At 34.2% G+C, this 14,850-nt stretch carries 14 protein-coding genes and 1 pseudogene; 8 read left to right on the forward strand and 7 right to left on the reverse strand.

Going from position 1 to position 14,850, the window contains the following annotated elements; all coding sequences use genetic code 11:
* Window positions 1-62: 62 nt before the first annotated feature.
* The 5 genes from H7350_RS12420 to asnB all read right to left on the reverse strand — a co-directional run bounded on the left by H7350_RS12420 (window position 63) and on the right by asnB (window position 6,817).
* Window positions 63-1,076: a DUF6588 family protein gene (locus H7350_RS12420; protein ID WP_204346251.1), complete on the reverse strand. Its 1,014-nt coding sequence runs from the start codon at window positions 1,074-1,076 to the stop codon at window positions 63-65.
* 190 nt (window positions 1,077-1,266) lie between these two features.
* On the reverse strand, window positions 1,267-3,216 hold the full coding sequence (gene gyrB, locus H7350_RS12425; protein ID WP_204346252.1) for a DNA topoisomerase (ATP-hydrolyzing) subunit B: 1,950 nt from the start codon (window positions 3,214-3,216) through the stop codon (window positions 1,267-1,269).
* A 407-nt stretch (window positions 3,217-3,623) separates the two neighbouring features.
* Window positions 3,624-4,358 carry a CPBP family intramembrane glutamic endopeptidase gene (locus H7350_RS12430; RefSeq protein WP_204346253.1) on the reverse strand — a complete coding sequence of 245 codons (735 nt, stop codon included), beginning with the start codon at window positions 4,356-4,358 and terminating at the stop codon, window positions 3,624-3,626.
* A 23-nt stretch (window positions 4,359-4,381) separates the two neighbouring features.
* On the reverse strand, window positions 4,382-4,951 hold the full coding sequence (locus H7350_RS12435; protein WP_204346254.1) for a helix-turn-helix domain-containing protein: 570 nt from the start codon (window positions 4,949-4,951) through the stop codon (window positions 4,382-4,384).
* A gap of 195 nt (window positions 4,952-5,146) precedes the next feature.
* The gene (asnB, locus tag H7350_RS12440) at window positions 5,147-6,817 is read right to left on the reverse strand and encodes an asparagine synthase B (RefSeq protein WP_204346255.1); all 1,671 of its coding nucleotides are present in this window, start codon (window positions 6,815-6,817) and stop codon (window positions 5,147-5,149) included.
* 268 nt (window positions 6,818-7,085) lie between these two features.
* On the opposite strand from asnB, the gene H7350_RS12445 reads away from it, so the two are divergent.
* The gene (locus H7350_RS12445) at window positions 7,086-7,631 is read left to right on the forward strand and encodes a DUF2911 domain-containing protein (RefSeq protein WP_204346256.1); all 546 of its coding nucleotides are present in this window, start codon (window positions 7,086-7,088) and stop codon (window positions 7,629-7,631) included.
* A 49-nt stretch (window positions 7,632-7,680) separates the two neighbouring features.
* On the opposite strand, the pseudogene H7350_RS12450 reads toward H7350_RS12445, so the two are convergent.
* Window positions 7,681-8,312: pseudogene (locus H7350_RS12450) on the reverse strand (7-carboxy-7-deazaguanine synthase QueE).
* Window positions 8,313-8,399: 87 nt separating this feature from the next.
* A complete protein-coding gene (locus H7350_RS12455) occupies window positions 8,400-8,846 on the reverse strand; it encodes a RidA family protein (protein WP_204346257.1) in 447 nt (148 codons plus the stop codon).
* 56 nt (window positions 8,847-8,902) lie between these two features.
* Between H7350_RS12455 and H7350_RS12460 the strand changes: the two genes are divergently transcribed.
* From H7350_RS12460 to H7350_RS12490, 7 genes are all read left to right on the forward strand, one after another.
* Window positions 8,903-10,441: a helicase HerA-like domain-containing protein gene (locus tag H7350_RS12460; protein WP_204346258.1), complete on the forward strand. Its 1,539-nt coding sequence runs from the start codon at window positions 8,903-8,905 to the stop codon at window positions 10,439-10,441.
* A gap of 38 nt (window positions 10,442-10,479) precedes the next feature.
* The gene (locus tag H7350_RS12465) at window positions 10,480-11,046 is read left to right on the forward strand and encodes a hypothetical protein (protein ID WP_204346259.1); all 567 of its coding nucleotides are present in this window, start codon (window positions 10,480-10,482) and stop codon (window positions 11,044-11,046) included.
* A gap of 87 nt (window positions 11,047-11,133) precedes the next feature.
* Window positions 11,134-11,496 carry a cupin domain-containing protein gene (locus H7350_RS12470; RefSeq protein ID WP_204346260.1) on the forward strand — a complete coding sequence of 121 codons (363 nt, stop codon included), beginning with the start codon at window positions 11,134-11,136 and terminating at the stop codon, window positions 11,494-11,496.
* Entirely contained in the window at window positions 11,496-12,323 is an 828-nt protein-coding gene (locus H7350_RS12475) for an alpha/beta fold hydrolase (protein WP_204346261.1), read from the forward strand. The genes H7350_RS12470 and H7350_RS12475 overlap by 1 nt, the downstream gene beginning before the upstream one ends.
* A gap of 17 nt (window positions 12,324-12,340) precedes the next feature.
* Window positions 12,341-13,105: a 23S rRNA pseudouridine(2604) synthase RluF gene (rluF, locus tag H7350_RS12480; protein ID WP_204346262.1), complete on the forward strand. Its 765-nt coding sequence runs from the start codon at window positions 12,341-12,343 to the stop codon at window positions 13,103-13,105.
* 6 nt (window positions 13,106-13,111) lie between these two features.
* Window positions 13,112-13,990 carry a LytR/AlgR family response regulator transcription factor gene (locus H7350_RS12485; RefSeq protein WP_204346263.1) on the forward strand — a complete coding sequence of 293 codons (879 nt, stop codon included), beginning with the start codon at window positions 13,112-13,114 and terminating at the stop codon, window positions 13,988-13,990.
* A 221-nt stretch (window positions 13,991-14,211) separates the two neighbouring features.
* Window positions 14,212-14,784 (forward strand): hypothetical protein, encoded by a 573-nt coding sequence (locus tag H7350_RS12490; protein WP_204346264.1) that lies wholly within the window; start codon window positions 14,212-14,214, stop codon window positions 14,782-14,784.
* The last annotated feature ends 66 nt before the right edge of the window (window positions 14,785-14,850 follow it).

Raw genomic sequence — 14,850 nt, forward strand, 5'->3', positions numbered from 1 at the left:
TAATGAAAAAAGCGTAAGAGAAAATCTTACTCTTTTTAAATAAATTATAATATCGAATATCTTTATATTGAAAAGTTTATACCAATGGTTGCACTATCAAATTCGGCGAAGGTATAATCTGCATTTAAACCAAAAAATCCTAGTTTAAGATGTGCTCCTAGTGTTCCTCTAATTCCTGAAATATCATGTTCCACAGAAAAAGGATCATTTATTTCTTCTGAAAATAAGAATCCATCTGTAACTCTGTAAGATCCGAGCAAGTCGGTTGTTGATTTTCCTGTGATGTAACCTAAACCTCCATAAAAATTTATAATTTTTAATTTAGTTCCGACGATAATTTCGAATAATAACGTGTTGACATTAGTTTCAACCTGTTGGTTATCTCCATCAACATATTCGGCATCAGTAAAATCATAATTAGCATTTAAATGTGTATAAGCTACAAGTCCGGAAACCGCTACAGGAAGTACTTTATCTGCAGGCAACCAACTGGTGAATTCTTGTTGCAGTCCGATTCCATACAGTGAGACTTTAGCATCTTCAGTTTCTACCTCTGGAAAGAAACGTCCTTTTATTTGTGTACCATTGAAAGGAGAAAAACTCGCTTGTAAAAACCCTGTCGGAAGTATATTTACATTTTCAGAACCGATTCCTGTCGGCAAAATTAATTCAGTTTCCTGATTCCCGAAGATTGGGTCATCATAAGTAATAATGACTCTAACCTCAGGATCATTATGTCCTAAAACTGTTGCCACCATTTTTGATGAACTACCATCTTCAAATCTGATATTTTCATAGTCAGCAACATTCATCTGGAATGCCGTTTTTTCATCTTTGATAAATCCGATGTTCCCGATAACAGATAATTCGAAACCAAAACGTTTTGGTGCTTTAGCATTGTTAAACCATCCGTTGTTTATACCATAGGCTAAGCCTTCAGAAGCTGGTGCCATATAATCCTGAGTGAATCGCTGGGCATCAGCAATACCAGCTGCAAGTAAATCGTTTACATTTTCCTGAGCTTTAGCAAACGCAATTGAAAGTAATGTTATACATACTAAAATTAATTGTCTCATATTTTGTAGGTTTTGTGGATTTCAAAATTAAAAAAACTTATTGAAATAACGCTTTTTATCGGTTAAAATTGCTTTTTAACGAGAATTTATTTGTTCTAAATGCTATCAATTCACGTTTTTAGACATAAAAAAAGCAACTACATATAAGTACGTAATTGCTTTTAATATGGTTTTAAGAGTTGCTTAAAATTTAAGCATCAATATTAGCATAGATGGCATTTTTTTCAATGAACTCTCTACGTGGTGGTACTTCGTCACCCATTAACATTGAGAAAATGCGATCGGCTTCACCTCCATTATCAATTTGAACTAAACGCATGGTTCTAAACTCTGGATTCATGGTTGTATCCCAAAGTTGCTCAGCGTTCATTTCTCCAAGACCTTTATAACGTTGGATTTTTGAATTTTCACCAAAGCTTTCAACAATTTCATCACGTTCTTTATCACTCCAAGCATATTGCTTTTTAGCACCTTTTTTCACAAGGTATAATGGTGGCGTGGCTATATAAATATGTCCGTTTTCGATTAATTCTTTCATATATCTAAAAAAGAATGTCAAAATTAAAGTAGAAATATGGCTACCATCAATATCGGCATCACACATGATGACTACTTTATGATATCTTAGTTTAGACAAGTTAAGCGCCTTACTATCTTCTTCAGTTCCAATAGTAACACCAAGTGCAGTAAAAATATTCTTGATTTCTTCGTTTTCAAAAACCTTGTGCGTCATGGCTTTTTCAACGTTTAAGATTTTACCACGTAAAGGAAGAATTGCCTGAAAGGCTCTATCACGACCTTGCTTTGCCGTTCCACCTGCCGAATCTCCCTCAACAAGGAATACTTCACATTTTGCAGGATCTTGCTCAGAACAATCACTTAATTTACCAGGTAAACCACCAATACTCATCACTGTTTTACGCTGCACCATATCACGTGCTTTTTGAGCGGCATGACGTGCTTGAGCGGCAAGGATTACTTTTTGAACGATGGTCTTGGCATCATCTGGATGCTCTTCAAGGTAATCGGTTAACATTTCAGAAACTGCCTGACTAACTGATGCAGAGACTTCTCTGTTTCCTAATTTAGTTTTGGTTTGCCCTTCAAACTGAGGTTCCTGAACCTTAACAGAAATGATAGCGGTTAAGCCTTCACGGAAATCATCACCAGCAATATCAAATTTCAATTTATCTAACATTCCTGAAGCATCTGCATACTTTTTAAGAGTATGCGTCAAACCACGTCTAAAACCAGATAAGTGCGTTCCACCTTCATGGGTATTGATATTGTTTACATACGAATGCAAATTTTCAGCGTAAGAGGTATTATAAATCATAGCCACCTCAACAGGCACGCCATTTTTTTCACCTTCAAACGAAATAACATCATTCATTAATGGTTCTCTATTTCCGTCTAAGAATTTTATAAATTCTTTTAGACCTTCTTCAGAATGGAATGTTTCACCTTCAAATTCGCCATCTTCTTTTTTAGAACGTTTGTCAACTAAGTGAATTGTGATGCCTTTATTTAAATAGGCTAATTCACGTAAACGGCTTGCTAAAGTATCGTAGCTATATTCTAATGTTTGAGTAAAGATAGTAGCATCAGGCTTGAAGGTAACTGTAGTTCCGCGTTTATCGGTATCACCAACTTGTTTTACAGGATACATAGCCTTACCACGTTCGTATTCTTGTTCGTAGATTTTTCCTCCTCTGTAAACAGTAGCTTTAAGATGTTCTGATAATGCATTAACACAACTCACACCAACACCGTGTAACCCACCAGAAACTTTGTAAGAATCTTTATCGAACTTACCTCCTGCACCAATTTTAGTCATTACAACCTCAAGTGCAGACACGCCTTCTTTTTTATGAAGATCAACAGGAATACCACGACCATCATCTTCAGTGGTAATCGAATTATCTTCGTTTATAGTAACCGTAATATTATCACAATGACCAGCAAGTGCTTCGTCAATAGAGTTATCCACAACCTCATATACCAAATGGTGTAAACCACGTACACCTACATCTCCAATATACATGGATGGACGCATACGTACGTGCTCCATGCCTTCTAAGGCCTGAATACTATCAGCCGAATAATTGTGCTTGTTAAATTCTTCTTTTTTCTCGCTCATAAATTAATATGTATTTACTTTATTTAGATTAAATGCAGAGGCTCCATTTAGAATAAAACAGATTAAAGAATCATATTCCATAGCTAAAAATTTAGAGCTTCAATCGCACAAAAAAATCCCGTACATTTCGGGACTCTCGAGTACAAACAAATATACGAAATTAAGAGGGTTTTTAAAAGCTTTTTATTGAATGAAAGCAATAATTATCAACATTTGTTAATTACTTAAAACACTCTTAAATCGTCTAAAAAACACCTTAAAATGGATTTTATAGGTTTTTAACATCTTTGGAAAAGTGCTGAAAACATAAAAGTGTTTAGAGGTGATGTTTCGAATATTCAAATACGCTAAAAAGCCTAAAAATTAGATCGTATTATTTAGATTCTTGATGATAGAGGATAAAACATTTAAATGACCGCGTTTTCATTAGTGTTGGTGTGATTGAGACTAAACATTTTATATTTTGACTTTATTATGTACTTCACAAATAGTAATGTGACCATAGACGGAAAAAGTCCTTTAACTAAAAGATAAAAAAGCAAATTCCAATCAATAAGTGTTGTTTTAGATAATTCCTGAAATACTAATTGACCATAAGGATTAGATTCATAAAACATCGTCATTAAAAAATTATATCCAATATGAAAGCCTAATCCCAACATGATTGATTTTGTTTTATGAAAAGTATACGCCCAAACATATCCAGTAAAACCGGTTATGAAAATAACATATGCAATAGCAATGAAGCTCTCGCTAGTCATTCCATAGGAGAACACATGATATACTCCAAAAATTATCGCCGAAATCAATATTGCCCATTTGGCTCCTATTCTGTTTATGAGAATATATAGTATTGCACCTCTAAACACTAAATCTTCAGTTAATGCTGACCTTACGTGATAGACAAAAGCATCAAAAATCAATGCATAGTTGATATCCTTATTTAGTTGCCAATCCACATTTAGAACAAAAGTTTCAATTACAATCCAAAGCAAGCAAAGCAACATCATAAACAATATGCCAATTAGTAATTGACCTATTCTTTTTGGGTAAGGAATGATACCTAAAACCTCTATGTTTTTTTTCTCGATGACACGTAATAGCACCCACGAGACTACTATTATGACTAATAATCCTAACATTTTTTATATTATTTAGAAAAAAATTACGCCTTTTTAGGCTTAAAAAAAGGAATGGAAAGCGGATAATAACATGTTCCTGAACCAATGGCTGTAAAGACATTCTTAAGACTTATGATAATTCCAAAAAGAAATACAGCAGCAGTGACAAAATAATTATAGCCTGGAAAAACAAAAAACAGCAACAAAGATAAAATCAGTAGTAAATTAATCGTACAATGAAAATTAATCACTGCACGACCATGCGTGTCATAAGTTTTGTTGTCTTCGGCTTTACTCATCCAAATAAATAATGGGAATAACACATTAGCGAAGGGAATAATTAATCCGAAAAACGGTGACGCATGCAATAATAGCATCCATTTACGTTGTATTGTTTCTTCTTTAGGATTGTCAATTACAATTAAATCTTCTACCTCGATATCCAATCCTACAGCCAACAATTTTATTGTTTGTAAATGTGGTTGCACTTCACCCTTTTCTATGCGCTGAATTGTCCGCACACCAACGGTTGTTTTTTCAGAAAGCTCATCTTGTGTATAGCCTTTTAGCTTTCGTTGGTATAATAAATTTTCTTTTAGTGATGACTGTTTCATTTTACATTATTTCATTGGCACAAATGTAAAGCACTATACTCGTTTTTAACACGTCATTTAGGTGTCACCTATCTGTCAGTTACTGTATTTACGAGGGTTTTAGCAAATATATTATTTTCAAGTATAACATACAGATAAAAAAAAGACCAATCGTAGGATTGGTCTTCGTATCATTCATAATGAGCTGTTTTTCTTTTATATTTTAATATAGGCTTTATCATGCACGTTAGCAATAGCTCTACCAGAAGGGTCATTCATATTTTTAAAGGCTTCATCCCATTCTAATGCTGTTGCTGTGCTACAGGCTACACTAGCTTCTTGCGGTACACTTAACGCTGCTGCATCACTTGGAAAATGTCCTTCGAAAATCGTTCTGTAATAGTACTCTTCCTTATTTAGAGGTGTATTAATCGGAAAACGGAATTTGGCATTTTCAATTTGCTCATCTGTGACTTCTGCTTCTACTAATTCTTTTAGCGTATCAATCCAGCTGTAACCTACACCATCACTAAATTGCTCTTTTTGCCTCCAGGCTACGCTTTCAGGAATCATATCTTCAAAGGCTTTACGTACTACCCATTTTTCCATACGCTCGCCATTAATCATTTTATCTTTAGGGTTAATACGCATAGCCACATCCATAAATTCTTTATCTAAAAACGGCACACGACCTTCAATTCCCCAAGCGGCTAAACTTTTGTTTGCTCTGAGACAATCATACATGTGTAATTTATCTAGTTTACGAACGGTCTCATCATGAAATTCTTTAGCATCTGGTGCTTTATGGAAGTATAAATAGCCGCCAAAAATCTCATCGGCTCCTTCTCCTGATAATACCATTTTTATTCCCATAGATTTGATGACTCTTGCCATTAAATACATTGGTGTTGACGAACGGATAGTTGTGATATCGTAAGTTTCTATATTATAAATCACATCTCTAATCGCATCAAGACCTTCTTGAATTGTAAATTTTATTTCGTGATGAACAGTTCCAATGTGATCTGCAACTTTCTTTGCAGCAGCTAAATCTGGCGACCCTTCCAAGCCTACAGAAAATGAATGCAATTGTGGCCACCATGCTTGCTCTTTATCATCAGCCTCTATTCGTCTTTCTGAATATTTTTTTGCAATGGCCGATGTTACTGAAGAATCTAATCCGCCAGACAATAAAACACCATAGGGTACATCACTCATTAATTGTCTGTGTACTGCATCTTCTAAAGCTTGCTTTACTTCGGCTATACTGGTTTCGTTGTCTTTTACAGCCTCGTAATCTGTCCAATCGCGTTTGTACCATTTTACAAACTCGCCGTCTTTACTAGACATATAATGTCCAGGAGGAAATAGCTCTATCTTTGTACAGATTCCTTCTAATGCTTTCAATTCTGAAGCTACATAAAATGTTCCATTTTTGTCCCAGCCAATATACAATGGAATAATTCCCATGTGATCTCTCGCTATAAAATACTCGTCTTTTTCAGAGTCATAAATTGCGAAACCAAAAATACCATTCATATCATCTACAAAGTCAGCACCTTTTTCCTGGTATAATGCTAAAATGACTTCACAGTCACTCTCTGTCTGAAAGTCATAATCAGGGAATTGTTTGCGTAATTCTCTGTGGTTATAGATTTCACCATTTGCAGCCAGGATTAATTTTTGATCTGAACTAAACAAAGGTTGTTTTCCAGAAGCTGGATCTACAATTGCTAATCGTTCGTGAGCTAAAATTGCTTTATCATCACTATAAATCCCACTCCAGTCTGGACCTCTATGTCGAATGGATTTCGCCATTTCTAATATTTGAGGTCTTAAATCTTCTGATTTTTCCTTGAGGTCGAACGCACATACTATTCCGCACATAACTTTAATCTTTATATTATTATATTTTATTCAAATTGATAAGGCAAATATGACACCAGCATTACAATTATAAAACATCAAAACATTAATTGATTACAAATTATAACAAAATATATTAATTTTAAGCACATATGAAACTTAAAATAATTAATTATTCATTTTTTATTCTGAAACTGTAAACTTTAACATCAGTTTTCGACTTTTAGTATAATATTAAGACCATTAGGTTTTACCTTTATCATATTCACATTAAAACTAAAAACACACCATGAAAACAAAATCAATTATTTCTACAATTGCTATGGCATTTTTAATGCTCTTTTCAATTAACACTCAGGCTCAGGATTTTCCGAAGATGGATAAAAGTCCGATGGATGCTGCCGCCTTCCCAACAAGTTATAAGGATTCAAACAAGTTGATCAAGATTGTTTACAGCAGACCTCAGCTTAAAGATCGTTCATTAGATAAATTAGCTCCAAATGGAGAAGTTTGGAGAACTGGAGCTAACGAAGCTGCTGAACTTACACTTTACACACCAATGATGTTAGGAAAAACAAAAGTTGCAGCTGGCACTTATACATTTTATGTAATTCCTGGTGAAAAAGAATGGACTGCTATCATTAGTAAAGACCTTAATGTATGGGGAAGTTATTTTTACAAAGAAGGTAATGATGTTGCACGACTAAAAGTTCCGGTAACTAAAGGAAAAGAATCACTAGAAGCTTTTTCTATTGCATTTGAAGAAGCTAAAGATGGTGTTCACATGCATTTAGGATGGGATCACGTTAGAGTAGCTGTTCCATTCACAAAATAATTACAGTTACAAATAAAAAAAAGCTCTGACATTTTCAGAGCTTTTTTTATTATGGTATGTTTAAATATTTATGAGTTTGTAATGAGACTTTCCATTTTGGGTTAGCCATAACATAATCGACTATTTGCGGAACAACCTTATCACGCTTACTCCATTCAGGTTGCAAATAAAGGATACACTCTTTATTTACTTTTGCTGCCTGCTCCTCGGCAAAACGGAAATCGTCCTTATTATATATAATACATTTCAACTCATTAGCCTTTTCATAAACTTCATCAGTTGGCAACTTCATTTTTTTGGTGACAAACAAATCCAATCCCAAGTTCCAGATAATTTATAAGCCCCTGAAGTTTCTATATGAGTTTGTACTTGTTTTGCTTTAAGCTGTTCTGTTAATGGACCCATATCCCACATCAATGGTTCTCCTCCTGTAACCACAATCGTTTTACTGTAAGCTACAGCATTGGCTACAATCTTTTCGGTTTCGGTAGGTGGATGTAATTCGGCCAGCCAGCTTTCTTTAACATCACACCAATGGCAACCAACATCACAACCTCCAATTCTTACAAAATATGCTGCAGTGCCTTTATGATAACCTTCACCTTGAATGGTATAAAATTCCTCCATTAAGGGTAATAGTAAACCTTTATCTATATGTTCTTGTCGTTCTCTTCTAGTCATAGCTTGCAAATGTATTAAATAGTCGTCAGTATTTAGCAGGTAGTAAACAGTAAATTTAACAATTAGAGTTAATGGTAGATATAACTTCTATTTTGCTGCAATAACATCAATTTCTATTTGGGCACCAACAGCCAAACCCGATGCAGCAAAAGTTGTACGCGCAGGTTTGTTAGGAAAGTATGTTTGATACACTTTATTAAAGGCACTAAAATCATTGATATCTCTAAGAATTACAGTGCATTTCACCACACGATCAAGTGAAGAATTATGCTGTAGCAATACCGCTTTAATATTTTCAATACATTGCCTGGTTTCATTTTCTATTCCACCTTTCACCAATGTTCTTGTAGAATGATCCATCCCAACCTGACCTGCAAGAAATAGAAAACCATTAGCTTCAACAACATCACTAAATGGCATCTCAGCTTTTTGAGGTTCATGAGATTTGTGAAAACTAATGTCCTGAGAATTTTGTTGACAAGAGATCATTCCGAAGAAAAATAAAATAATTATAAAGCAAGATGAATTTTTCATTTTAGTTGATTTTAAACTTGACTAAAATTACACTATTTTTATGCAAATTTTGAACTATGAGTAGAACGGACGATTTTTTAAAAGAAATCACAGACGGAAATACCAACAAAGGCGAATACATTACTTTAGGCTCTGCCATGTTAGATGGGGAAACCTTAACCAACTCCTTTATAAATGTACCACTCAAAACCATGAATAGACATGGCTTAATTGCTGGTGCTACAGGTACAGGAAAAACAAAAACATTACAGGTTTTAGCTGAAAATTTAAGCGAAAAAGGTGTTCCTGTATTATTAATGGACATTAAAGGCGATTTAAGTGGCTTAGCAAAACCGAGTCCAGGTCATCCAAAAATTGATGAACGTCATGAAAAAATAGGACTTCCTTTTGAAGCCAAATCATTTCCTGTAGAGGTTATGACATTATCTGAGCAAGATGGTGTAAGACTGAGAGCAACAGTAAGTGAATTTGGACCTGTGTTATTGTCTCGTATTCTTGATTTAACTGAAACACAATCTGGTGTTGTTGCAGTGATATTTAAGTACTGTGATGACAACAAACTACCTTTGCTAGATTTAAAAGATTTCAAAAAAATATTACAATACGCTACTCAAGAGGGTAAAGAAGAATTTACGGAAGCCTACGGACGAATTTCAACAGCATCAACAGGTGCTATTCTTAGAAAAGTTGTAGAATTAGAACAACAAGGTGGCGAGTTATTCTTTGGTGAAACTTCATTTGAAGTTGATGATTTATTACGTGTGGATAATGACGGAAGAGGTTATATTAATATTATTCGCTTAACCGATATTCAGGATAGACCTAAATTATTTTCAACATTTATGTTAAGCCTTTTAGCAGAGATATACTCTACATTTCCTGAACAAGGTGATAGCGGCAGACCAGAATTAATCATGTTTATTGATGAAGCCCATTTAATTTTTAATGAAGCTTCAAAAGCGCTACTCAATCAAATTGAAAGTATTGTTAAACTTATTCGTAGTAAAGGTGTCGGTTTATATTTTGTAACTCAAAACCCTACTGATGTTCCTGAAGCGGTATTAGGACAATTAGGTTTAAAGGTACAACATGCATTAAGAGCATTTACTGCAAAAGACCGAAAAGCCATTAAATTGACTGCGCAAAATTATCCAGATAGCAAATATTATGATACTGCAGATGTACTCACGTCGTTGGGTATTGGTGAAGCGTTAGTTTCAGCATTAAACGAAAAAGGAAAACCAACACCTTTAGCAGCCACAATGATGCGAGCTCCAATGAGCAGAATGGATGTACTTACCGAAACAGAACTAGGAAGTTTACTTGGGAAATCTAAACTAGCAAAAAAATACAACGAAGACATTGACCGAGAAAGTGCTTACGAAATGCTCAATAAAAAAATTGAGGTTGCCGAAGCCGAAGAAGCCAAAGAAAAAGCCCGTCAGGAACAAGAAGCACTTAAAAAAGCTGAAAGTAAAAAACGAGCTTCCCAATCCAGAAGCAGAAGTACCAGACAAAACCCTATTGTTAAAGTTTTGACAAGTCCAACTGTGATTCGAAGCGTTCTTGGTATTTTAACCAAAATGTTGAAATAAATAACACCATTAACTAATATATATTTAATCCATTTTTTGTGAATACACATTTAAAAAATTTTGCACTACTAATAATCATAACTGTAGTAATAGTAAGTTGTTTACCTGAAAAACAACAGGATCCATTTCAAATAAGCAAACAAAATATAGGTCTACTTACCGACTCTACACAGGTTAAAGATTTAAAATTAGCATTCCCTAACGACTCTATTGTAACTTCAATAAAAGGCGACGAGTTTACTGGTCAGGATAATGATATTGTTATCTATTCAAAAACAGGAAATAAATTATTAAACTTAACACCTGGTCAGGCGTTAGACTCTACTGCTACGATAAAAAGCATCCATGTTTTAAGTGAAAAATTTAAAACAGATCAAAACATTTCGACACTAAGCACATTTAAAGATATTAATGATAATTATAAAATTTCCAGTATTAATAATCTTATTAATTCGGTAGTTATTTCAGTTAATGACATCAATGCTTCTTTTACTATAGACAAGAAAGAGTTGCCTGCAAATTTGAGGTTTGATATGACGCTGAACATAGAGGCTATTCAAATTCCGGATAATGCTAAGATTAAATATTTCATGATACACTGGTAGAACAAACACTATAGCCTTATACAAGGTTATATTGCATATTTATAATAGACGCAAACAATAATTAAGGGAGAATTAATAAAATAGTTTATGAAATCGTATAAAATTCAAGACGCTCCTTTTGTTGTTCCTACTACTGACGGAAAGCTCATCGAAGAGCATTTCGGCAATGCAACTAATAGAGATTCAAAAATAAGTATAGCGCATATGGTTGCTCCAGCTGGTTGGAGTGAGCCATTTCAAACCCCTTTATTTGACGAGTATACTTATATAATCAAAGGAAAAAAACAATTCATTATTGAAGATGAAACTGTTGTTTTAGAAGCTGGACAATCCATTAAGATTGAAAAAAACACACGAGTACAATACTCAAACCCTTTTACAGTAGCTTGCGAATACATCTCAATTTGCACACCTGCTTTTTCTATGGACTTAGTAAATAGAGAAGATTAATGAAACAGTTTCTTACAAAATTCATAGGTGGGTTTATCAATTTCATTAGTTTATTCTCTCCAAGTGCAGCAGGCAAAATGGCCATTTCACTATTTTCTCGTCCGCGTAGAATTAAATTAAAAGAACTTGAAAAAGACTTCTTAATGACAGCTTTTATTGAAGACGTTCAATATGAGCATCTTAATATCATGACCTATCGATGGTTAGGAAAAAAAGAGACTGTTCTTTTGGCACATGGCTGGGAAAGCAACTCCTATCGATGGAAACCTTTAATTGAAAAATTAAATGCTCTTGACTATAATGTGATTGCTCTTGATGCTCCTGCTCATGGGAGATCCAGCGGAAAAGTGTTTAATGCAATCATCTATTCTGAATGCATTAATGTTGTCGCTAAAAAGTTCAATGCTAATATTATTGTCGGACATTCTGTTGGTGGAATGGCGGCTGCTTTTTTTCAGCAAAAGCATCAATTACCTTCAATACATAAATTGATATTACTAGGAGCTCCTTCTAATTTTGTTGGGGTTTTTGGACGATATATTGAAATGATGAGTTATAATAAACGTGTAGCCGAAGCCATGAATGCTATCGTTTTAGAGCGTTTTAATCAAGAGCCAGATTACTTTAATGCCGCTCGTCTTTCTGAACATATAGAAGCTCACGGACTCATAATTCACGATGAACTGGATAAAATAATTCCTTATGGAGATGCTGAAGATTTTGACAACTTTTACAAAAACGCAAAACTGGTTACGACCAAAGGTTATGGACACGGTTTAAAATCTGATGAAGTCCACGATCACATTCTCGATTTTATTAAAGCTTAGTTTTGTATTTTTGAACTATGTCTGAAACTCTAAAACGTATTAACAAATATCTAAGTGAAGTAGGTTATTGTTCACGTCGTGAAGCTGATAAACTTATTGATGCTGGACGCGTGACCATAAATGGCGTAGTTCCTGAAATGGGTACAAAAATTGGTCCGAATGACGACGTGCACGTCGATGGAAAGTTGATTAAGAATACTAAAGATGATTTTGTGTATCTCGCTTTTAACAAACCAGTAGGTATCGTTTGTACAACCGACACTCGTGTAGAAAAAGATAATATTATTGATTTTATTAAGTATCCTAAGCGTATTTTTCCAATTGGGCGTTTAGATAAACCTAGTGAAGGACTTATTTTACTGACAGATGATGGTGATATTGTAAACAAGATTTTGAGAGCCAGTAATAATCATGAAAAAGAATATATTGTTACTGTTGACAAGCCAATTTCTCAAACGTTTATCAAACGAATGTCTGGTGGAATATATCTAAAAGAGCTGGATCGAACCACTAAAAAGTGTGACGTCAATCGTATTGACTCAAACACCTTCAGTATTATTTTAACACAAGGCTTAAACCGACAAATTCGTCGGATGTGTGAGTATTTAACTTATGAAGTTCAAACCTTAAAGCGTGTGCGCATTATGAACATAAGCTTAGATATTCCAGTTGGTGAGTACCGCGAATTAACTTCAGAAGAGTTTAAAGAATTAAGCAAACTTCTTGAAGACTCTACAAAGGTATATCAATCAAAGTTATCATCTCAAAAGCAAAAAAAGTAAACTTAGATGTTTCCGCAGTTAAAACACATATCTAATACAAAACGAAGTATTCTAATCATAGGAATAGTCGTGTTATTGGCGATTACATTTGAGACCTTTCAACAATTGTATTACATCAGGCGTTATGAGCTCGGAGACGGTGTTACCTTTTTTGCCCTTTTAAAAACACAAGCCTATCGCTGGATCATTTGGTTAATGTTATCTTTTATATTAATCGGATATATTAGAGTAAGAGTTTCAAGAAAAAAAACGACTCAAAGTATTCTAAAACTTATTGGTTTAATTATCAGTTTAGTGATTATAAATATCTTTATTATCGCTTTGAGTAGTGCGCTATTTTCTAATCATACGTTTTCTATAACCGATTTATTTTCTGAATATATTCCGTTTTTCACTTACCAAAAAGCGCCCATATACACACTAGGTTATATAGCGATAAGTATGATTTTATATTTGTATTTTGAAAATGAAAAGCTACAAATTGAAGTCCAAGAACTTTCTGAATTGAAATCAACAAACTCAAAGCTTTATAAACAACTAAGTGCCCAAGTTGATGAAAAATCAACCATATTAAATATTAAAATTGGTAATAAACGTAAAATAATTCCTGTTGCTCACATTTCATGGATTGAAGCCGACGACTACTGTGTAAAAGTACATACCACCAACAGTAAAACCTATACCATGCGTAGTTCATTAAAAGCGCTCGAAGAAAAATTAAGTGCTAACTTTTTACGCGTTCACAGAAAAGCGATAGTTAATATGGATTTGGCCAAAGAACTACATTTGGCAAATGCTTCAAATGTCATTCTTCATGATGACACTAAAATTCCTGTATCTAAAAGTAATTTGAAAACAGTAAAAGACTTTTTAGATCAATATTAGGGTTTTCTTAACTTGCTTTACTGCAAATAAATTGCAACTCTCTGCAATAACTCAACAAACTACATTCTTTTTACTTTGCTTTGAAACAGTTGATTTGATTTAGCTATTGGTCTCAATCAAATTATGCCTTTTCTGGGTTTATATCTTTGGCTAACAATCAACTTCATGATTAAGGATACCTTAGACTCAGAAAGGCATAATTACTTTAAAATTATATCTATATGAAATTTTTAATTTACTTAAGTCTTATGTTTTTATGCAGCACTATACATGCTCAAGAACACTACAAATACAAAGCATCAGAAGCATTTCCTTTTGGACAGCCAAATCCGAATGCTCCAGAACAAATAAGCGATTATGCTAAAATGATAGGCACCTGTCAATGTAAATCTACAACCAGAAAGCAAGATGGTACATGGAATGACCCTGAAGACATGACTTGGACCTGGAAATACATCATGAATGGTACTGCCGTTCAAGATGAAACTCTCAAAGCAGATGGGTCGCACTCAGGCAGCATACGACAATTTGTTAAAGATAGTAGCCGTTGGTATGTGCATTGGTTTTCATCAAAAACACCTTCAACAACATTTCCTGTTTGGGAAGGCAATAAAAAAGACGACAAAATTGTGCTCTACAGAGAACAACAAGCTCCAAATGGTACTGATGGTTATTTTCGCCTAACGTTTTATGACATGAGCAAAACGGGTTATAAATGGATTGGTGAATGGGTTGACAAAACGGAGTCTGTTGTATTTCCAACTTGGAAAATCGACTGCATCAGAAAAAACTAATACTTATGAACCTAGGAAGTGTAATTACCATTGGCATCGCCATATTAATTCCGTTAGCATTCGTTA

Source organism: Psychroserpens algicola, assembly GCF_014526325.1.
GTDB lineage: Bacteria > Bacteroidota > Bacteroidia > Flavobacteriales > Flavobacteriaceae > Psychroserpens > Psychroserpens algicola.